The organism is Burkholderia thailandensis E264 (genome assembly GCF_000012365.1).
GTDB lineage: Bacteria > Pseudomonadota > Gammaproteobacteria > Burkholderiales > Burkholderiaceae > Burkholderia > Burkholderia thailandensis.
Genome location: NC_007651.1, coordinates 1,084,083 through 1,102,622 on the forward strand (window position 1 = coordinate 1,084,083; position 18,540 = coordinate 1,102,622).

The following is an 18,540-nucleotide window of genomic DNA, read 5'->3' on the forward strand; positions in this document are numbered from 1 at the left end:
GGGTCGCAGGCCGCGCGTTTCACGATCGTTCTTGCCCCAATTCGCGCGGCTCCACCTCGTTTCGCATCGTTTCGTCATGCTGCGCATCGCGATGCGCGAGGCGGCCGCATCCGGCGAGCAAGCAAGCGGTTCGCCTGCGTGCGATCCCGCGAGTGCTATCCTCTCGTTCGCTCAAACAGCCACATCAGCAAGAGACTCATCCATGACCCGACTCATCAAGCGCGCGTCCGCCGAGGCGCGCGGGTTCCAGCGCGCGAAGCCGTCGCCGCTCAACGGCTCCGAGAAGCTCAAGCAGGCACGCGCGAAGCGCGGCCGCGCCGAGCTCGACGACGATTTCGACGGCGTTGCCGTTCTCGACGCGCCGCGCAAGCCGCGCTTCGCGCCCGTCACGTTCTCCGAAGAGCGCGGCGTGCGTTATCTGCACTTCGGCACCGAGTGGGTGCAAGGCGCGATGCGCCTGTCGAAGCCGTATCACATCGAGCTCGAGTACGCGCAGCAGATGATGGCGTGGCTGCTCTTCCTCGAAACGCCGACGCGCGTCGTGCAACTCGGGCTCGGCACGGGCGCGCTGACGAAGTTCGCGCATCGCTTCCTGCCGCGCGCGCACGTCGAGGCGGTCGAGCTGAATCCGGCCGTGATCGTCGCCGCGCGCTCGATGTTCGAGCTGCCGCCCGACGACGCGCGCCTGACCGTCCACGAAGCGGACGCGTGGGATTTCGTCAATGATTCGAAGAATCGCGGCACGATCGGCGCGCTGCAGATCGATCTGTACGACGCAACCGCGCGCGGCCCGGTGCTCGACAGCGTCGCGTTCTATCGTGCGGCGCGCGCTTGCCTCGCCGACGCGGGCGTCGCGACGATCAACCTGTTCGGCGATCACCCGAGCTTCGTGCGCAACATGAGGCACCTGAACGCCGCGTTCGACCAGCGCGTGATCGCGCTGCCCGAAGTGCACGACGGCAACCGGATCGCGCTCGCGTTCTCCGGCCCGCCGCTGTCGGTATCGTTCGCTCAACTGACCGAGCGCGCGAAGCTGATCGAAGCCGAGCTGCGCTTGCCCGCCCGCTCGTGGGTGAAAGGATTGAAAGCGTCGTTCGGCGAGCGCGCCGACCTCTTCACGATCTGACGCCAAAGCGCGGGACGGCGGCTCAGGCCGCCCGCGCCGTCGTGCGAGCCGCCGCGCGGCCCGCGCGCGAGGCGGCCCGGGCGGGCTTCGGGTTCGCCCTCGTTTGCCGCCGTTTTTTCGACTCCTATACTGGGCGACGCCAGGGGAGTCGCAACATACCTATCCGTCGTGTCGTTCCTCTCGCACCGCCGTACCCGTTCAGAACATATCAATAACCGGGATGTGAAGAGGAGACGTCATGGCTCACGATGCCGACGCCAACCGGGCCGCCAAACGCTGGCTCTGGTTGCTGGTCCTGCCGCTCGTCGCGATGGTCTGGGTGCCGTCGTACAACAAGGTCGAGCCGCAATGGTTCGGATTCCCGTTTTTTTACTGGTATCAACTGCTGTGGGTGTTCGTTAGCGCCGTGATCACGGCCTTCGTCTACCAGAAGACGAAGAACTGCTGGAAGAGCGCTCCGCGGGGAGACGGCAAATGAACCTGACCGCGACCTTCGTCTTCGTGCTGTTCTTCGTCGGCGTGACGATCATGGGCTTTCTCGCCGCGAACTGGCGGCGCGGCGACCTCGCGCATCTCGACGAATGGGGCCTCGGCGGCCGGCGCTTCGGCACGATCGTCACATGGTTCCTGCTCGGCGGCGACCTCTATACCGCGTACACGTTCGTCGCCGTGCCGGCGCTCGTGTTCGGCGCGGGCGCGATGGGCTTCTTCGCGCTGCCTTACACGATCCTCATCTATCCGTTCGCATTCGTCGTGTTCCCGAAGCTCTGGAGCATCGCGAAGCGTCACGGCTACGTGACGGCCGCCGACTTCGTCGGCGCGCGCTATGGCAGCCGCTCGCTCGCGCTCGCCGTCGCGGTGACGGGCATCGTCGCGACGATGCCGTACATCGCGCTGCAGCTCGTCGGCATCGAAGTGGTGATCGGCGGGCTCGGCTTCGACACCCAGGGCTTCGTCGGCGACCTGCCGCTCATCATCGCGTTCGCGATCCTCGCCGCGTACACGTACACGTCGGGGCTGCGCGCGCCCGCGATGATCGCGATCGTCAAGGACATCCTGATCTACATCACGATCGCCGCGGCGGTGATCGTGATTCCGGCGAAGCTCGGCGGCTTCGGGCACATCTTCGGCGCGGTGCCGAGCGCGAAGCTGCTGCTGAAGGCGCCCGACGCAGCGAGCCTGAACGGCTTCAGCGCATACACGACGCTCGCGATCGGCTCGGCGCTCGCGCTGTTCCTGTATCCGCATTCGGTGACGGCGATCCTGTCGTCGTCGTCGGGCAACACGATCCGCCGCAACATGGCGATGCTGCCCGCGTACTCGTTCGTGCTCGGCCTGCTCGCGCTGCTCGGCTACATGGCGCTCGCGTCGGGCGTGAAGGATATGCCGGAATACGCGCCGTACTTCAAGGCGTTCGGCCCGAATTTCGCGGTGCCGGCGTTGTTCCTGCACTTTTTCCCGTCGTGGTTCGTCGGCGTCGCGTTCGCCGCGATCGGGATCGGCGCGCTCGTGCCGGCGGCGATCATGTCGATCGCCGCCGCGAACCTGTACACGCGCAACATCCATCGCGAGTTCGTCAATCGCAACATGACGCACGATCAGGAAACGCACGTCGCGAAGCTCGTGTCGCTGATCGTGAAGGTCGGCGCGGTCGCGTTCATTCTCGGGTTGCCGCTCACCTACGCGATCCAGTTGCAGTTGCTCGGCGGGATCTGGATCATCCAGACGCTGCCCGCCATCGTGCTCGGCCTCTATACGCGCGTGCTCGACTATCGCGGGCTGCTGATCGGCTGGGCGGCGGGGCTCGTCTGCGGCACGTGGATGGCGATCTCGCTGAAGCTCGCGAGTTCGATCTTCACGATCCATCTGTTCGGCCATGCGGTTCCGGGCTACGCGGCCGTCTGGGCGCTGGCCGTGAATCTCGTCGTGTCGATCGCCGTCAGCGCGCTCGTTCGCATGCTCGGGATCGCGCATGCGGAGGACCGCACGCGGCCGGAGGACTATCTCGACGTCGTCGAGAGCTGACGCGCGGTTTCGCGTCGGTCTGACGCGCAAGTGAAAACGCCCGCGGCGCGCATCGCGCCGCGGGCGTCGTGCGTCGGCCGGCCGAGCGCCGACCCGAACGCTTCGGCTTCCGAAGCGTTCACTTCTTCATGGTCGGATCTTCGACGTTGATCATCCAGTGCACGCCGAACTTGTCGCGCAGCATGCCGAAACCGAGCGCCCAGAACGTCTTCTCGAACGGCATCGTCACCGCGCCGCCGTCCGCGAGCAGCGCGTCGAACATGCGCTTGCCGTCTTCGACGCTCTTCGGGTCGAGCGACAGCGAATAGCCGTCGTGCACTTGCTGGTTGCCCATTGTGCAGTCGCCGTCCGAGCACATCAGCACCGAATCGCCGATCTGGAAATTCGCGTGCATCACCTTGTCGGCCATCTCGGGCGGCGTCGGCCGCTGCGGATTCGGCGGCGCGTCCTTGTAGCGCGCGAGGAAGTTCACTTTTGCGCCGAGCGCGTCGCCGTAGAATTTCAGCGCCTCGTCGCAGCGGCCGCCGAAAAACAGATACGGTTGTACTTGCATCGTCGTCTCCTTGATTCTGGGGCGGAAATCGGGCGCAGGCGCGCCCGTGCGCACGATTGTAGTGCGTTCGGGTGACAGCGGCGGGAATCGGTGGAAAGGGCCACAACGGCCGGGGCCGGGCCGGGAGCGCGCGCGGGGGCGGGGCGATCGTAATTGAACAGGACCCCGGAAGATTCGCGCCGACCGGGCAGGCGGGCGCCCAGGCGCGCGGCGACGCTACGCGATTCGGCGGGCGCCGCTTCGCGAGGCGGCGCGCCGAATCGCGCGTCAAACAAGATACCGGTTCCGAAGCGCGGGACGAACGTTCGCCATACGCTCGCCGCGAATCGGAGCCCGCGCGCGTCAGCGCAGCGCGTCGATCATCTTCTCCAGCTTCACCGCGTCCGCCGAGAAGAGGCGAATGCCCTCGGCGAGTTTCTCGGTCGCCATCGCGTCGTCGTTCAACTGGAAGCGGAACGACGATTCGTCGATCGCGACGCGCTCGAGCTGCGCATCCTTCGCGGCGTCCGGCGACAGCTTGCGCGCGACCGTCTCGGCGCTGTCGTGCAGCTTCTGCAGCAGATCGGGGCTGATCGTCAGCAGGTCGCAGCCGGCGAGCTCGGTGATCTGGCTCGTCGTGCGAAAGCTCGCGCCCATCACCTCGGTCGCGTAGCCGAATTGCTTGTAGTACGTGTAGATGCGGCGCACGGATTGCACGCCCGGATCGTTCGCGCCGCCGTCCTTCGCCTCGTCCCACTCGGCGCCTTTTTGCTTCTTGTACCAGTCGTAGATCCGGCCGACGAACGGCGAGATCAGCTGCGCGCCCGCTTCCGCGCACGCGGCGGCCTGCACGAGCGAGAACAGCAGCGTCATGTTGCAGCGAATGCCCTCGCGCTGCAGCACTTCGGCCGCGCGGATGCCTTCCCACGTCGATGCGAGCTTGATCAGCACGCGCTCGCGGCCGATGCCCGCCGCTTCGTAGAGCTTGATGATTTCGCGGCCCTTGTCGATCGAGCGCTGCGTGTCGAACGACAGGCGCGCGTCGACCTCGGTCGACACGCGGCCCGGGATCAGCTTCAGGATCTCGGTGCCGAATGCGATCAGCAGGCGGTCGATGATGAAGCCGACCGATTCGCCCGCGTGGTCGCGGACCGTTTTCTCGAGGATCGGCCGGTACGCGTCCTTCTGGACGGCCTTCAGGATCAGCGACGGATTCGTCGTCGCGTCCTGTGGCTTGTATTGCGCGAGTTGCTGGAAGTCGCCCGTGTCGGCGACGACGGTCGTGTATTGCTTGAGCTGGTCGAGTGCGGTAGTCATGACGGGTCGAAAGCGAGGCGCAGCGCGCCGGTTCGGTGAGGGCGACCGCGCGGCAGGGCGCGGGGCGATGCTGGGCGGCGCGCTTGGCGCGGGCCGCCGGACCCTCCATTCTAGGCCTGAAACCGGAACCGGTGCCGAACGCTCGTGCGCGGGCGGGCGTGACGCCCGCGCCGGACGCGCGCGGATTCCGGCGGCGCATCGGGATGAGCGTCGAATGGCCGCCGCGGCGCGCGAGCGGCGCGGCCCGGAGGCGAAATACGCGGAGCGCGCGCGAACCGCGCCCGATTCCGCCGCGGGCCCGACGGACGTCAGGTGGCGCGGCGCGCGTTGAGAATCGCCTGCGTGAGCACCCCCGCGACGAGCCCCCAGAACGCCGAGCCGATCGACAGCAGCGTGAGGCCCGACGCCGTCACCATGAACGTGACGAGCGCCGCTTCGCGCTGGCGCGCGTCCTGCATCGCGTGGGTGAGGCCGCTCATAATCGAGCCGAACAGCGCGAGCGCGGCGACGGACACGACGAGCGCCTTCGGCAGCGCGCCGAAGAGCGCGGCGATCGTCGCGCCGAACACGCCCGCGACGAGGTAGAACGTGCCGCACCACACGGCCGCCGTGTAGCGCTTCGCGCGATCGTCGTGCGCCTCGGGGCCGGTGCAGATCGCGGCCGTGATCGCCGCGAGGTTGATCCCGTGCGAGCCGAACGGCGCGAGCACGAGCGACGCGATGCCCGTCGTCGCGATGAGCGGCGACGACGGCGTGTCGTAGCCGTCCGCGCGCAGCACCGCGATGCCGGGCACGTTCTGCGACGCCATCGCGACGACGAAGAGCGGAATGCCGATGCTCACGATCGCCGAGATCGAGAACGACGGCATCGTGAACACGGGCCGCGCGAGCGCGACGTGAAAGCGGCTGAAATCGAGCAGGCCGAGCGCGCCTGCGGTCGCGACGCCCGCTGCGAGCGTCGCGACGATCGCATAGCGCGGCGCCGCGCGCTTGACGATCAGGTACGTGAAGAACATCGCGAGCACGAGCGCGGTCTGGAACTGCGCGGCGCGGAAGATCTCGATGCCGATCTCGAACAGGATGCCGGCGAGGAGCGCGGCGGCGATGCCGGACGGGATCCGGCGCATCAGCGTGTCGAACAGGCCGCTCGCGCCGACGGCGGCGAGCAGCAGCGCGCAGACGACGAATGCGCCGATCGCGTCCGCATACGCGACGCCCGGCAGCGACGCGACGAGGAGCGCCGCGCCGGGCGTCGACCATGCGACGACGATCGGCGCGCGATACCGCATCGACAGCCCGATCGTCGTCACGGCCATGCCGAGCGACAGCGCCCAGATCCATGACGAGATCTGCGCGTCGCTCAGGTGCGCGGCGCGGCCCGCCTGGAACATCAGCACGAGCGAGCTCGTGTAACCCGTCATCATCGCGACGAAGCCCGCGACGAGCGTGGACGGCGACGTGTCGGCGAGAAAACCCGGCCGCGCGACGGTGGGCGACAGATTGGAGGCGGGAGGCTGACTGCTCATCGGTGAAACGTCGGGTCTGAGACGGTGAAGGTGAGGCGTTGAAAAACGGCGGAATCGGCGGGCAACGCGCGCGGCGGGCGCGTCACTTGCTTAGCGTGCGCATCGCGGATTCGAGGCCCGCGAGCGTGAGCGGGTACATCCGGTCGCCGAGCACGTCGCGGATGATCGCGATCGACTGGCGGTATTCCCATAGCCGCTCGGGCTCCGGATTGAGCCACGCGTAGTGCGGGAACTGATCGGCGAGACGGCGCAGCCACACGGCGCCCGCCTCGGGATTGTTGTATTCGACCGAGCCGCCCGGCTGCAGCACCTCGTACGGGCTCATCGTCGCGTCGCCGACGAAGATCAGCTTGTAGTCGGGCGTGAACTTGTGCAGCACGTCCCAGGTGGGCGTGCGCTCCGCGTGGCGGCGGCGGTTGTTCTTCCACAGATGGTCGTACACGCAGTTGTGGAAGTAGTAGAACTCGAGGTGCTTGAACTCGGCCTTCGCGGCGGAGAAGAGTTCCTCGGTGCGCTTGATGTGGTCGTCCATCGAGCCGCCGACATCGAGCAGCATCAACACTTTCACGTTGTTGTGGCGCTCGGGCACCATCCGCAGATCGAGCCAGCCGGCGTTCGCGGCCGTGCTGCGGATCGTGCCGGGCAAGTCGAGCTCCTCGGCCGCGCCTTCGCGCGCGAAGCGGCGCAGCCGTCGCAGCGCGATCTTGATGTTGCGCGTGCCGATCTCGACCGAGTCGTCGTAATCGCGATATGCGCGCGCCTCCCACACCTTGACCGCGGTGCGGTTGCCGTTCGACGGCCCGCCGATCCGGATGCCTTCCGGGTTGTAGCCGCCGTGCCCGAACGGCGACGTGCCGCCCGTGCCGATCCACTTGTTGCCGCCTTCGTGGCGCGCCTTCTGCTCGTCGAGCAACTGCTTCAGGCGCGCCATCAACGGGTCGAGGCCGCCGAGCGACTGGATCTGCGCCTTTTCCTCGGGCGTGAGCTCGCGCTGCAGGCGCTTTTCGAGCCAGTCGAGCGGGATGTCGAACGCGTCCGCGGGCAGCGCGGACACGCCGTGGAAGTACGCGCCGAACGCCTTGTCGAACTTGTCGAAGTACTGCTCGTCCTTCACGAGCGTCATGCGCGCGAGAAAGTAGAACGCGTCGAGCGACGGCTCGATCACCCGCGCCTTCAGCGCCTCGAGCAGCGTCAGGTATTCCTTGACCGACACCGGCAGCTTCGCCGCGCGCAGCGAATAGAAAAAATCGATCAGCATCGGCGGGCCCTCGCGCCGTCTCGGCGAGCCGCGCGGCCGAGCGGCGGCGGACCGGCGCGCTGCGCGCCGCCGGCGGGCCGCAGCGCGCCCGCGCAGTGCGCCGAAGCGCGCGGCGAGCGTGCGGCGCGGTACGTCGCGCGACGATCGCCCGCTCGCATGGCGGCTGGATGGCGGCGGCTCATTTCGCGTGTCTCCTCGCGGCTTGCGTGCGTCTAGCGGTTGTGGCGGTTCATGTAGACGAGCCGCTCGAACAGGCTCACGTCCTGCTCGTTCTTGAGCAGCGCGCCCGCGAGCGGCGGCACGATCTGCTTCTGGTCCTTCGAGCGCAGCGCGTCGGGCGGGATGTCCTCCGCGAGCAGCAGCTTCAGCCAGTCGAGCAGCTCGGACGTCGACGGCTTCTTCTTCAGCCCCGACACATCGCGCAGCCCGAAGAAACTCTCCAGCGCCGCGCGCAGCAGGTCCTGCTTGATGCCCGGATAGTGAACCTCGACGATCTTCTGCATCGTCGACGGATCGGGAAACTGGATGTAGTGGAAGAAGCAGCGGCGCAGGAACGCGTCGGGCAGTTCCTTCTCGTTGTTCGACGTGATGATGACGAGCGGGCGGTGCCGCGCGCGCACGGTCTCGCGCGTCTCGTACACGTGGAACTCCATCCGGTCGAGCTCGCGCAGCAGGTCGTTCGGGAATTCGATGTCGGCCTTGTCGATCTCGTCGATGAGCAGCACGCTCGGGCGCTCGGCCTCGAACGCCTGCCACAGCACGCCCTTCACGATGTAGTTCGCGATGTCCTTCACGCGCTCGTCGCCGAGCTGCGAATCGCGCAGGCGCGACACCGCGTCGTATTCGTAAAGGCCCTGCTGCGCCTTCGTCGTCGATTTGATGTGCCACTGGAGGAGCGGCATGCCGAGCGCCGCCGCGACTTCCTCGGCGAGCATGGTCTTGCCCGTGCCGGGCTCGCCCTTGATGAGGAGCGGGCGCTCGAGCGTGAGCGCGGCGTTGACGGCAAGCTTCAGATCGTCAGTCGCGACGTAGTGCGAGGAACCTTCGAAACGCATGGCGGCGAGCTTCCGGCGAAAAAACCCAGTATAAGTCAGAAGCGCCGCGGGCTTCGCGCGGCCGGTGTATCGTGCGGGGCGCATTCGGCGGAGCCGCATGGTGGACGCATTCCCCGGCGACGCGGTACAATCTGGCCGTTTTTTTGGCCTGCGTGGCGGCCTCACAAGTAAAACGGCGCCGGCCGTTGCCTTTGCGGGCGCCAGTTTCCCCTCAAGCTAGGTTACAAGAGCTATGAATAAATTCGGCAAACATGTCGTTGTCGCTGCAGCGCTCGCGGCGCTCGCCGCCGGCGCGCAGGCGGCCGGTGTGGTCGGCAGCGCGAAGGACGGGGCGAGCAAGGCCGCGATGTGCATCGGCTGTCACGGCATCGACGGCTACCGCGTGGCCTACCCGGAGGTCTACCGGGTGCCGCTCCTCGGCGGCCAGAACCAGGTTTATCTCGAGAATGCGCTGAAGGCCTACCGGAAGAAGGATCGCCATTTCCCGTCGATGAACGCGATCGCCGAATCGCTGACGGATCAGGACATCGCCGATCTCGCGTCCTACTACGCCGCGCAAAAGCCCGATTCGAAGAACAATCCCTACAAGTAAGCTCGCGCTTGCTGACCTCAGCACCGGGATAGGAGCATCCATGAAGAAGCCTCAGACGGCACTCAAGACGGCGGCGGCGCTCGCGCTCGCAGCCGGCTTCGCGATCGGCACCGCGCATGCGGCGGACGTCGCGAAGGGCAAGGAACTCGTCGAGTCGCACAACTGCGCGGCCTGCCACGGCGCGAAGCTCGACAATCCGATCAACGCCGAATATCCGCGCCTCGCGGGGCAGCACGCCGACTATCTGGTCTGGGCGATGCGCCAGTATCAGATGGGCCTGACGAATCCGCTCCTCGGCCGCAACAACGCGATCATGCAGGCGCAGGTGCAGAGCCTGTCCGTCGCCGACATGAAGGACATCGCCGCGTACCTCGAATCGCTGCAAGGCAGCCTCGTGTTCAAGAAGTAACGTCCGATACGCCGGCGTCGCGCGCGTTCGCTCGCGCGCGGCGTGCGCCCCGAAGAATGCCCCGCTTCGTGCGGGGCATTTTTTTGTCCGGTGCGCGCGTGGGTTGCAGATCGGTGCGCGATGGCGGGCGAAGAGGTCGCGAGCGCGACGCATGCGCGATGATCGCGGAGCGGCGGGTGATGCGAGCGACGCGATCGCAGACGTTCGAGCGTTCGCATGACGCGATTGGCGTGCGGTGCTCGCGGTTCGTCGTCCACGGACGAATGCGCGGAGTATGCCGTGCGGCGGATTCGTTCATCCGGCCGCGGTGCGATGCGTGCGCCGGCGGACCGGGCGGACGCGCGCGGTGAGACGGCATCGGGCGGCGGAACGATGCGAGCGGGCGACGCGACTTGGCGAGAACGGCGCGCGGAATTCGACGTCGAAGCGAAGCGCCGCCGCGTCAGTGCCGCGTCAGCCGCGCGACGCGCGTTGGAGGATTCGCTGCAGATAGGCGTCGGAATCGGGCGGCGTGTTCGTGCGCTGCGCTTCCCAGATCGTTTCGCCGAGACACGCCATGATCGCGTGCTGCGCGTCGTGCGCCGAATCGCAGCGGGCGGCCAGTTTCTCGTGCGCGGCGCGGATGCCGGGCGGCTGGTCGATCGACAATTGCTCGCTGATCGCGAGATGCATCGAAAGATGGAGGAACGGATTCGTGCGCCCTTCGTCGGGCGTGTAGTCGTGCGTGGCTGAGCGCTCGGCGTCCTCGAGTTCCGCGTGATATTCGGGATGCTCGACGATCCAGTCGGCGGCCATTGCTTCGAGCGGCGTGAGAATCTCGCCCGAGCGCTGCTTGCGCCAGGTGTCGATGAAGAAGCGACGCACGTCGTCGCGGCTCGGATTGAACATGATGTAAGGCAGGGCGTTTGACGGGCCGCTGCGGCCCGCGAGCGCGTATTTTACGCCGCCCGCGGCAGGGCTGCCGAAAGCGCGCCGACGCGATGGCGCAACGAAGCGGTGATGCAACGAAGCGGCGCGCGGACAGCCGGGGGCGTGAGGCGTCGGCTTAGGAGCCGCGTGCGCCTGTGCGGGGCCCGCGCGCGGATGCGTCGGCGCGCGGGCATCGTCAGGCGGCGGGCATCGTCAGGCGGCGAGCGTCGTCAGGCGGCGAGCGTCGCCGGCGCAATGGCGGCGCGGCGATATGCGATGGGCTGCGCGGCGGGCGTGCGGCACGCTCGCCGTTCGACGTGAGATCCGCCACGGCGCGCATCGCGGCTCGCAACGGATTCGGCACAAATACCGCTTATGCGGCGATTCGAAGCTCGTTAGAATCGAGCGCTTTCACTACTCGCTTCAGCGCCATGGCTTTCGCCGCCGAAACCTCTTGTGCCGCACGACGCGGCGCGCTGTACGTCGCGTTGTCGGCAGCCGCGTTCGGCGCGATGGCGATCTTCGGCCGTTACGCCTACGCGGGCGGCGCCGACGTGCTCGGCCTTTTGATCGTCCGCTTCTCGATCGCGGGCGCGCTGCTCGTCGCCGTCGCGCGGCGGCGGCGCGTGCGCTGGCCGCGCGGCCGCGCGCTCGCCGCGATCATCGGCATGGGCGCGCTCGGCTACGTCGGCCAGTCGCTGTGCTATTTCAGTGCGCTGCAACATGCGCAGGCGAGCCTCGTCGCGCTGCTGCTCTATCTGTATCCGGCGTTCGTCACGCTGCTCGCCGCCTGGTGGCTCGGCGAGCGGCTCACGCGCGCGAAGGCGGTCGCGCTCGCGCTGTGCGTCGCAGGATCGGCGCTAATGGTGGGCGGCGGCCGCGGCGAGCCGCTCGGCATCGCGCTCGCGCTCGGCGCGGCGGTCGTCTATTCGCTGTACATCGTCGTCGGCGCGAAGGCGGCGCGCGGCGTCGATCCGCTCGCGACCGTCGCGATCATTTGTTGCGCCGCGGCCGCGACGCTCGTCGTGCTCGCACTCGCACGCGCGACGGTGTTCGATGCGCCTCCGCATTGGCCGCGCGCGGCGTCGGGCTGGGCCGCGCTCGTCGCGATCGCGCTCGTGTCGACCGTCGCCGCCATGCTCGCGTTCTTCGCCGGTCTCGCGCGGCTTGGCGCGGCGCGCACGTCGATGCTGTCGACACTGGAGCCCGTCGTGACGGTGGCGCTTGCCGCCGCGTTGTTCGGCGAGACGCTGACGCCGCTGCAATGGATGGGCGGCGTCGCGATCCTCGTGGCGGTGCTGTGGCTCGTGCGCGCGGGCAGTTCGTCCGACCGCGCGGAGCCGACGACGATCGCGAGCGCGTAAGGCGAGCGGGCAAGCAGCGAGGGTGTCGGTTTGGATAGGGGCCGCTGAGGCGGCGGGCGGACTTCGCCGATCGGCATGCAGAATGCGAATGCGCGATGAACGTGCGGCTTCGCGGCAAGCGCCGTTGCGGCCCGGCCGGCCCTCGGATGCCGGCGGCGATTCGTGCCCGCCGCGCACCGCATCGCGGGCGACCCGCTTGCGTCACTGCATGGGCGCGGGCGTCTTCGGCTTGTACTCGCAAAGCGGCTCGATCGCGCAGTGCCAGCACTCGGGTTTGCGCGCCTTGCACACGTAGCGTCCGTGCAGGATCAGCCAATGATGCGCATCGTGCAGGAACTCCTTCGGCGTGAACTTCTCGAGCGCCGCTTCGACCGCGCGCACATCCTTGCCGGGCGCGAGTCCCGTGCGGTTCGCGACGCGGAAGATATGCGTGTCGACGGCGATCGTCGGCTGACCGAATGCGGTGTTCAGCACGACGTTCGCGGTCTTGCGGCCGACACCCGGCAGGCTCTCGAGCGCTTCACGATCGGCGGGCACTTCGCCGTCGTAACGTTCGAGCAGGAGCTTGCTTGCCGCGACGACGTTCTTCGCCTTCGTCCGAAAGAGGCCAATCGTCTTGATGTAATCGGCGACGCCTTCCTCGCCGAGCGCGACGATCTTCTTCGGCGTGTTCGCCACCGGGAACATCTTGCGCATCGCCTTGTTGACCGACACGTCGGTTGCCTGCGCGGACAACATCACCGCGATCAGCAGTTCGAACGGCGTCGTGTATTCGAGCTCGGTCGTCGGATGTGGATTGAGGCTTTGCAGCGTTTCGAAGATCGCGCGTCGTTTGTTGGCGTTCATGCGGTCACGGTTCCGTTTTCGGGGTCGGCGACGTGTCGCTCGCGGGGCGCGCATCGTCTTCGCGATCGCGCTGCCCGGCGAGACGGCGCCGCCGCGCTTCGGCCGCATCGATCTGCGCCTGCACCGCGGCGCTCACGCCTTCGGTGTTCTTCGGCCCCGCGCCCTGTGCGGCGAGTTCTTCCTTCTTCTTGCGCGCGCGTTCGAGCGCGGCGGCAATGATCGCGCGCTTCTTCGCTTCCGGATCGTCGGCGGCCGGCGCCGCGGAGGCGGCTGCGGTGGGCGCAGGGGCGGCCGCGGCGGCGCTTGCGGCGCGGCGCGCCGCCGCCCGCGCCTCGGCCGCCTCGCGTTCGCGCTTCTGGCGCGCGAGGCGCGCATCGTGCCGCGCGCGCGCGGCGTCGGCCTGCTGTTGCGACCACGCGTCCCAGCCTGTCTGCTCGCCCGTCACAGGTATCATCGCGATGCAGTCGACGGGGCACGGCGGCACGCACAGGTCGCAGCCGGTGCAGAGCTCGGCGACGATCGTGTGCATTTGCTTCGGCGCCCCGACGATCGCGTCGACGGGGCACGCCTGCATGCACAGTGTGCAGCCGATGCAAAGCTGCTCGTCGATGAGCGCGACGGGGCGCGGGCGTTCGACGCCGTGCTCCGGATTGAGCGGGATCACGGGCTTGCCGAGCAGCGTCGCGAGCCGGACGACGCCTTCGGCGCCGCCCGGCGGGCACTGATCGTAGCCTGCGGTGCCGGCGGCGATCGCTTCCGCGTACGGACGACAGCCTTCGTAGCCGCACTTCGTGCATTGCGTCTGGGGAAGCAGATCTTCGATGCGATCCGCGAGGGTCTTGGAATCGGTCACAGTGACTACGTGGGCAGGCGCGTGCGCGCGGCGCGGCAGCCGGGCGTTCGAACGCGGCCGGGATATTTCTCGAAACGACGATTATCGCCGATTTTTCGCATTGCGCTTAACAACGCATGTGCCATAATCAAAACGCTTTTTTGCTTGACTATAGCAGGGTGTCCCTTAACGATGGCGCGCCCGTTCACGCCGCCGGCGATCGACGCGGGGCCTGCGGCGCGAGCCGGACTACGCGGCTCACATAGCAAAACGCCACTATGAATCAGCCAAAAATCAAAAGAGACCCAGAGGGAACCCGGCGCCGGATCCTGCTCGCGGCGGCCGAAGAGTTCGCGACAGGGGGGCTGTTCGGTGCGCGAGTCGATCAGATCGCGCGCCGCGCCGAAACCAACGAGCGCATGCTCTATTACTACTTCGGCAGCAAGGAGCTGTTGTTCACCGCAGTGCTCGAATATGCGTTTTCCGCGTTGATGGAGGCCGAGCGGACGATCGACCTGGACGGCGTCGCGCCCGTCGAGGCGATCACGCGGCTCGCGCATTTCGTGTGGGACTATTACCGCGATCATCCCGATCTGCTGCGCCTGCTCAACAACGAGAACCTGCACGAGGCGCGCTATTTGCAGAAATCGACGCGCATCCGCGAGATGATCTCGCCGATCGTCAAGACGCTCGACGGCGTGCTCGAGCGCGGTCAGAAGGCGGGGCTCTTTCGCACCGACATCGATCCGCTGCGGTTCTACGTGACGTTATCGGGGCTCGGCTACTACATGGTGTCGAACCGCTTCACGCTCGCCGCGATATTCGGGCGCGATTTCAGCGTGCAGCAGGAGCGTGCCGAGATGATCAAGATGAACACCGAGTTGCTGCTGGCGTTTCTGTTGAGGCGCTGAGCGGGCCGGGCGCCCGGATGCGGCCGAGCGCGGCGCGAAGATGTCGCGCCGCCCCAGAAAATTGCGCGCCGCTCGCGCTCGGTCGCGCGAAGCGGCGCGCTGTCCGGCGGCGCGCGAGGCGGACGGCGCGCGTCAGGCGACCTTGCGCGCGCGCGCCGATGCGACCTTCGTCGCGGCGCGCTTGGCGGCGGCCGGCTTCGCCGCGCGGGTTTTCGCGGCAGGGCGCTTCGCGCTCGTCAGCCTGAGCGCGGCCGCCTTCGCGGGCGCGGCGCTCGCCGTTTCGCGGCCCGACGTCGACTGACGCGGCGTGGAAGGCGAAGTCGGCGTGGGGCCGGCCTGCGGCGCCGGCTTCTTCGGCTGCGACGCATGCTCGCGGATGAAATCGCGCAGTTGCGGATAGATGATCGTGCGCCAGCGGCGGCCCGAGAAGATGCCGTAGTGGCCGCACTTCTCGGCGGTAAGGCTGCGCCGGTGCGCCTGCGGGATGCCCGTGCACAGCTCGTGCGCGACATGCGTCTGGCCGCTGCCCGAGATGTCGTCGAGTTCGCCTTCGATCGTCATCAGCGCGGTCGAATGGATGTCGGCCGGCTTCACGCGCTCGCCGTGGATGTCCCACGTGCCTTCGGCGAGGCGGAACTCCTGGAACACGATGCGGATCGTGTCCAGATAGTATTCGGCCGCCATGTCGAGCACCGCGTTGTATTCGTCGTAGAAGCGGCGGTGCGCCTCGGCGTCTTCCTCGTCGCCGCGCAACAGGCTCTGATAGAAGTCCCAGTGAGACTGCGCGTGGCGCTCCGGATTCATCGCGACGAAGCCCGTGTGCTGCAGGAAGCCCGGATAGACTTTGCGGCCTTCGCCCGGATAGTTCGCCGGCACCGTGTGGATCACGTTGTTCTCGAACCACGAATGCGAGCGGTTCGTCGCGAGCGAATTCACCGACGTCGGGCTCTTGCGCGCGTCGATCGGCCCGCCCATCATCGTCATCGTGAGCGGCGTGTCCTCGCCGCGGCTCGCCATCAGCGAGATCGCCGCGAGCACGGGCACGGTCGGCTGGCATACCGAGATCACGTGCAGGTTGCGCGCGCCGATATGGCGGATGAATTCCTGGATGTAGTCGACGTAGTCGTCGAGGTGGAACGGGCCGACTTCGGCCGGCACCATTCGCGCGTCGATCCAGTCGGTGATGTAGACCTTGTGGTCCTGCAGCAGCGTGCGGACCGTGTCGCGCAAGAGCGTGGCGTGGTGGCCCGACAGCGGCGCGCACACGAGCACGACGGGCTCGTCCTTCAGTTGCCCGACGGCGCCCGAATCGTCCGCGTAGCGCTTGAAGCGCAGCAGCCGGCAGAACGGCTTCTCGATGATCGTCTGCTCGACGATCGGAATGTTGTGCCCGTCCTTGACGATCTGGTGAATCCCGAACTCGGGCTTCTCGTAATCCTTGCCGAGCCGGTACAGCAATTCGTAGCCCGCCGCGAGGCGCGTCGCGCCCGGCACGAGCGAAAGAGGGCTCGACGGGTTCGCGAACGATTTGGATGCGGCTTGCGCCCAGGCGGTCAGCGGGCTCAGCATCGCCCGCTGGAATTCGTGAAATTGGTAAAGCATGCGAGCTCCCGGTGGGAGAACGGTGCGCGAAGGCGGCGCGGGGCGTCGCGGCGTGCCGTGTGAGTCAGCAATCGGAGCGATTCGCTAGTCAGATCGAATCAGTCGCGACTGATCATATCGGACATTCGGGGGTGTCGCAACGCAGCATACCCGCATTTCCGAGCGTTGCCTCGACATCTGACCTTGTCTTACGTTTGTCGCGCAAACGTGCACCGGCCCTAGCGTCCGGCGACCGCGTCCGCCGCCGTAGGCTGGCCGGCCGCGCGCAGCATTTCCTCTTCGTGATGCATCAGGTTGAACGCCGTGTGCACGAGCCCGACGTGCGAGAACGCCTGAGGGAAATTCCCTACCTGGCGGCGCGCCGCGGGATCGTATTCCTCGGCGAGCAGGCCGAGGTCGTTCGTGAGCGACAGCAGGCGGCGAAAGAGCGCGTGCGCGTCGTCGATGCGGCCGAGGAGCGCGAGATTGTCGACGAGCCAGAAGCTGCACGCGAGAAACGTGCCTTCGCCGGGCGGCAGGCCGTCGTCGTATTCGGACGTGTGGTAGCGCAGCACGAGGCCGTCGTGCATCAGGTTGCGCTCGATCGCGTCGACCGTGTCCGCGATGCGCGAATCGGTGGGCGGCAGGAAGCCGACGAGCGGCAGCATCAGCACGCTCGCGTCGAGCGCGTCGCTGCCGTAGCTTTGCGTGAACGCGCGCATGCGCGGATTCCACCCGTTCGCGCAGACGTCCGCGTGGATCTCGTCGCGCACCGCGCGCCAGCGCTCGAGCGGCGCGGGCAGCCGGAACATCTCGGCCGACTTGATCGCGCGCTCGAACGCGACCCACGCCATCACCTTCGAGAACGTGAAATGCCGGCGGCCGCCGCGCGTTTCCCAGATGCCTTCGTCCGGCTCGCGCCAGATCTTCTCGAGGTGCGCGAGCAGCGTCGTCTGGACCGACCAGACCGTGTCGTCCGCCTGCAGGCCGCCGACGCGCGCGACATGCAGCGCGGACATCACTTCGCCGAACACGTCGAGCTGCAACTGGTTGGCCGCGTTGTTGCCGATGCGCACCGGGCGCGAATCGTGATAGCCCGGCAGCCAGTCGAGCTCCATTTCGGGCAGGCGCCGCTCGCCGGCGATTCCGTACATGATCTGGATCTGCTCCGGCGAGCCGGCCATCACGCGGCCGAGCCACGCGCGCCACGCGCGCGCCTCGTCGTAGTAGCCGCCGCGCATCAATGCGAGCAGCGTGATCGTCGCGTCGCGCAGCCAGCAGTAGCGGTAGTCCCAGTTGCGGGTGCCGCCCAACTGCTCGGGCAGCGACGTCGTCGGCGCGGCGACGATGCCGCCCGTCGGCTCGTACGCGAGCGCCTTCAGCGTGATCAGCGAGCGGCGCACGGCGGCCGCGTAGCGGCCGCGCACCGGGCACCGCGCCGACCATTCGAGCCAGTAGTTTTCGGTGCGCGCGAGCATCGACAGCGGCTCGCGCGCGGGCGGCAGCCTCAGGTGCGACGGTGCGTAGGACAGCGAGAACGGCACGCGCTCCTGCGCCTTCACCGTGAATTCGGCCACCGTATGCAGGTTCTCGCCCGACAGCTGCACGGGCGTGCGCAGCACGACCGTGTCCGGGCCGGCGATCGCCTTCACGCCCGCCTCGCGCGGCAGCCGCGTGACCCACGGCACCGAGAAGCCATAGTCGAAACGCAACACGAGCTGCATCTGCATCTTCATCTCGCCGCGCCGGCCGACGACGATCCGCACGAGCTCCGACCAGCCGCTGCCCGGCGGCATGAAATCGATCACGGTGACGGCGCCTTCGTCGCTCTCGTAGTCGGTTTCGAGGATCAGCGTGTCGCCGCGGTAGCGGCGCGACGTCGCGCTCACGCGCACGTCGTCGGCGGGCGCGACGAGCCAGCGGCCGTTCTCCGGGGTGCCGACGAGCGCCGCGAAGCACGCGCCGGAATCGAAACGGGGCCAGCACAGCCAGTCGACCGAGCCGTCGCGGGAGATCAGCGCGGCCGTGTGGCCGTCGCCGACGAGGGCGTAGTCTTCGATGAGGGCGGGCATGGGCGGCGATCCTCCAGCAATCCTTGTCGTTTCACGATCTGGGCACTTGCGCGCCGCGCTGTACGGCGGCAAGCACGGGCCCGTATACTCGGCGGACGGCGCGACGCGGGCGTCAGGGCGGCCCGCGCTTCGCAACATCACATCACTTGAGACAGATCGATGCAAGGAGGTTCCGATGACCCGAC

The 18,540-nt window shown here is 67.8% G+C and carries 17 protein-coding genes and 1 pseudogene; 8 read left to right on the top strand and 10 right to left on the bottom strand.

The genetic code is table 11. From position 1 onward, the window contains the following. The first annotated feature begins 202 nt into the window (after positions 1-202). The 3 genes from BTH_RS17095 (at position 203) to mctP (ending at position 3,151) form a co-directional block, all read left to right on the top strand. Complete coding sequence (locus tag BTH_RS17095) at positions 203-1,126, top strand: spermidine synthase (protein ID WP_009892364.1); 924 nt, start codon at positions 203-205, stop codon at positions 1,124-1,126. Positions 1,127-1,364: 238 nt separating this feature from the next. Continuing rightward, positions 1,365-1,604 carry a DUF3311 domain-containing protein gene (locus BTH_RS17100; protein WP_009892363.1) on the top strand — a complete coding sequence of 80 codons (240 nt, stop codon included), beginning with the start codon at positions 1,365-1,367 and terminating at the stop codon, positions 1,602-1,604. Further along, positions 1,601-3,151: a monocarboxylate uptake permease MctP gene (gene mctP, locus BTH_RS17105; protein WP_009892362.1), complete on the top strand. Its 1,551-nt coding sequence runs from the start codon at positions 1,601-1,603 to the stop codon at positions 3,149-3,151. Before BTH_RS17100 ends, mctP begins: the two co-directional genes overlap by 4 nt. Positions 3,152-3,269: 118 nt before the next feature. Here the strand turns inward: mctP and BTH_RS17110 are convergent, their stop codons facing one another. The 5 genes from BTH_RS17110 to BTH_RS17130 form a co-directional block, all read right to left on the bottom strand. After that, entirely contained in the window at positions 3,270-3,704 is a 435-nt protein-coding gene (locus BTH_RS17110; RefSeq protein WP_009892361.1) for a VOC family protein, read from the bottom strand. A 342-nt stretch (positions 3,705-4,046) separates the two neighbouring features. Then, entirely contained in the window at positions 4,047-5,000 is a 954-nt protein-coding gene (gene tal, locus BTH_RS17115) for a transaldolase (protein WP_009892360.1), read from the bottom strand. 308 nt (positions 5,001-5,308) lie between these two features. Beyond that, positions 5,309-6,526, bottom strand: a complete 1,218-nt coding sequence (locus BTH_RS17120) for a benzoate/H(+) symporter BenE family transporter (protein ID WP_009892358.1) — start codon at positions 6,524-6,526, stop codon at positions 5,309-5,311. Positions 6,527-6,608: 82 nt separating this feature from the next. Then, positions 6,609-7,784 (bottom strand): vWA domain-containing protein, encoded by a 1,176-nt coding sequence (locus BTH_RS17125; protein ID WP_009892357.1) that lies wholly within the window; start codon positions 7,782-7,784, stop codon positions 6,609-6,611. Between the two features lie 212 nt (positions 7,785-7,996). After that, complete coding sequence (locus BTH_RS17130) at positions 7,997-8,839, bottom strand: AAA family ATPase (RefSeq protein ID WP_009892355.1); 843 nt, start codon at positions 8,837-8,839, stop codon at positions 7,997-7,999. A gap of 232 nt (positions 8,840-9,071) precedes the next feature. Between BTH_RS17130 and BTH_RS17135 the strand changes: the two genes are divergently transcribed. Together BTH_RS17135 and BTH_RS17140 are read left to right on the top strand one after the other, a co-directional pair. Continuing rightward, the gene (locus BTH_RS17135; RefSeq protein ID WP_009892354.1) at positions 9,072-9,431 is read left to right on the top strand and encodes a c-type cytochrome; all 360 of its coding nucleotides are present in this window, start codon (positions 9,072-9,074) and stop codon (positions 9,429-9,431) included. Positions 9,432-9,471: 40 nt separating this feature from the next. Beyond that, positions 9,472-9,840 (top strand): c-type cytochrome, encoded by a 369-nt coding sequence (locus BTH_RS17140; protein WP_009892353.1) that lies wholly within the window; start codon positions 9,472-9,474, stop codon positions 9,838-9,840. A 453-nt stretch (positions 9,841-10,293) separates the two neighbouring features. On the opposite strand, the gene BTH_RS17145 is transcribed toward BTH_RS17140, so the two are convergent. Next, positions 10,294-10,845: a DUF1841 family protein gene (locus BTH_RS17145; RefSeq protein ID WP_011401918.1), complete on the bottom strand. Its 552-nt coding sequence runs from the start codon at positions 10,843-10,845 to the stop codon at positions 10,294-10,296. Between the two features lie 335 nt (positions 10,846-11,180). Here BTH_RS17145 and BTH_RS17150 point away from each other — a divergent pair, with 335 nt between their 5' ends. After that, a complete protein-coding gene (locus BTH_RS17150; protein ID WP_009892350.1) occupies positions 11,181-12,113 on the top strand; it encodes a DMT family transporter in 933 nt (310 codons plus the stop codon). A gap of 201 nt (positions 12,114-12,314) precedes the next feature. Here BTH_RS17150 and nth read toward each other — a convergent pair whose 3' ends face one another. Both nth and rsxB read right to left on the bottom strand, forming a co-directional pair. Further along, positions 12,315-12,959 (bottom strand): endonuclease III, encoded by a 645-nt coding sequence (gene nth / locus BTH_RS17155; protein ID WP_009892349.1) that lies wholly within the window; start codon positions 12,957-12,959, stop codon positions 12,315-12,317. A 4-nt stretch (positions 12,960-12,963) separates the two neighbouring features. Next, positions 12,964-13,812 carry an electron transport complex subunit RsxB gene (gene rsxB / locus BTH_RS17160; RefSeq protein ID WP_009892348.1) on the bottom strand — a complete coding sequence of 283 codons (849 nt, stop codon included), beginning with the start codon at positions 13,810-13,812 and terminating at the stop codon, positions 12,964-12,966. Between the two features lie 257 nt (positions 13,813-14,069). On the opposite strand from rsxB, the gene bspR reads away from it, so the two are divergent. Beyond that, positions 14,070-14,702 carry a T3SS transcriptional regulator BspR gene (gene bspR / locus BTH_RS17165; RefSeq protein ID WP_009892347.1) on the top strand — a complete coding sequence of 211 codons (633 nt, stop codon included), beginning with the start codon at positions 14,070-14,072 and terminating at the stop codon, positions 14,700-14,702. A 132-nt stretch (positions 14,703-14,834) separates the two neighbouring features. Here bspR and BTH_RS17170 read toward each other — a convergent pair whose 3' ends face one another. Together BTH_RS17170 and BTH_RS17175 are read right to left on the bottom strand one after the other, a co-directional pair. Further along, on the bottom strand, positions 14,835-16,304 hold the full coding sequence (locus BTH_RS17170; RefSeq protein ID WP_009908669.1) for a polyhydroxyalkanoate depolymerase: 1,470 nt from the start codon (positions 16,302-16,304) through the stop codon (positions 14,835-14,837). 218 nt (positions 16,305-16,522) lie between these two features. Then, positions 16,523-18,355: a glycoside hydrolase family 15 protein gene (locus BTH_RS17175; protein WP_009892345.1), complete on the bottom strand. Its 1,833-nt coding sequence runs from the start codon at positions 18,353-18,355 to the stop codon at positions 16,523-16,525. Between BTH_RS17175 and BTH_RS35200 the strand changes: the two are divergent. Beyond that, a pseudogene (locus BTH_RS35200) lies at positions 18,311-18,534 on the top strand (hypothetical protein). The gene BTH_RS17175 and the pseudogene BTH_RS35200 overlap by 45 nt on opposite strands. Positions 18,535-18,540: the final 6 nt, after the last annotated feature.

What these genes read in the sequence shown, in the direction of transcription:
- BTH_RS17095 (WP_009892364.1), top strand. Translation starts at nt 203, where the DNA reads ATGACCCGACTCATCAAGCGCGCGTCCGCCGAGGCGCGCGGGTTCCAG.
- BTH_RS17100 (WP_009892363.1), top strand. Translation starts at nt 1,365, where the DNA reads ATGGCTCACGATGCCGACGCCAACCGGGCCGCCAAACGCTGGCTCTGG.
- mctP (WP_009892362.1), top strand. Translation starts at nt 1,601, where the DNA reads ATGAACCTGACCGCGACCTTCGTCTTCGTGCTGTTCTTCGTCGGCGTG.
- BTH_RS17110 (WP_009892361.1), bottom strand. Translation starts at nt 3,704, where the DNA reads ATGCAAGTACAACCGTATCTGTTTTTCGGCGGCCGCTGCGACGAGGCG.
- tal (WP_009892360.1), bottom strand. Translation starts at nt 5,000, where the DNA reads ATGACTACCGCACTCGACCAGCTCAAGCAATACACGACCGTCGTCGCC.
- BTH_RS17120 (WP_009892358.1), bottom strand. Translation starts at nt 6,526, where the DNA reads ATGAGCAGTCAGCCTCCCGCCTCCAATCTGTCGCCCACCGTCGCGCGG.
- BTH_RS17125 (WP_009892357.1), bottom strand. Translation starts at nt 7,784, where the DNA reads ATGCTGATCGATTTTTTCTATTCGCTGCGCGCGGCGAAGCTGCCGGTG.
- BTH_RS17130 (WP_009892355.1), bottom strand. Translation starts at nt 8,839, where the DNA reads ATGCGTTTCGAAGGTTCCTCGCACTACGTCGCGACTGACGATCTGAAG.
- BTH_RS17135 (WP_009892354.1), top strand. Translation starts at nt 9,072, where the DNA reads ATGAATAAATTCGGCAAACATGTCGTTGTCGCTGCAGCGCTCGCGGCG.
- BTH_RS17140 (WP_009892353.1), top strand. Translation starts at nt 9,472, where the DNA reads ATGAAGAAGCCTCAGACGGCACTCAAGACGGCGGCGGCGCTCGCGCTC.
- BTH_RS17150 (WP_009892350.1), top strand. Translation starts at nt 11,181, where the DNA reads ATGGCTTTCGCCGCCGAAACCTCTTGTGCCGCACGACGCGGCGCGCTG.
- nth (WP_009892349.1), bottom strand. Translation starts at nt 12,959, where the DNA reads ATGAACGCCAACAAACGACGCGCGATCTTCGAAACGCTGCAAAGCCTC.
- bspR (WP_009892347.1), top strand. Translation starts at nt 14,070, where the DNA reads ATGAATCAGCCAAAAATCAAAAGAGACCCAGAGGGAACCCGGCGCCGG.
- BTH_RS17170 (WP_009908669.1), bottom strand. Translation starts at nt 16,304, where the DNA reads ATGCTTTACCAATTTCACGAATTCCAGCGGGCGATGCTGAGCCCGCTG.
- BTH_RS17175 (WP_009892345.1), bottom strand. Translation starts at nt 18,355, where the DNA reads ATGCCCGCCCTCATCGAAGACTACGCCCTCGTCGGCGACGGCCACACG.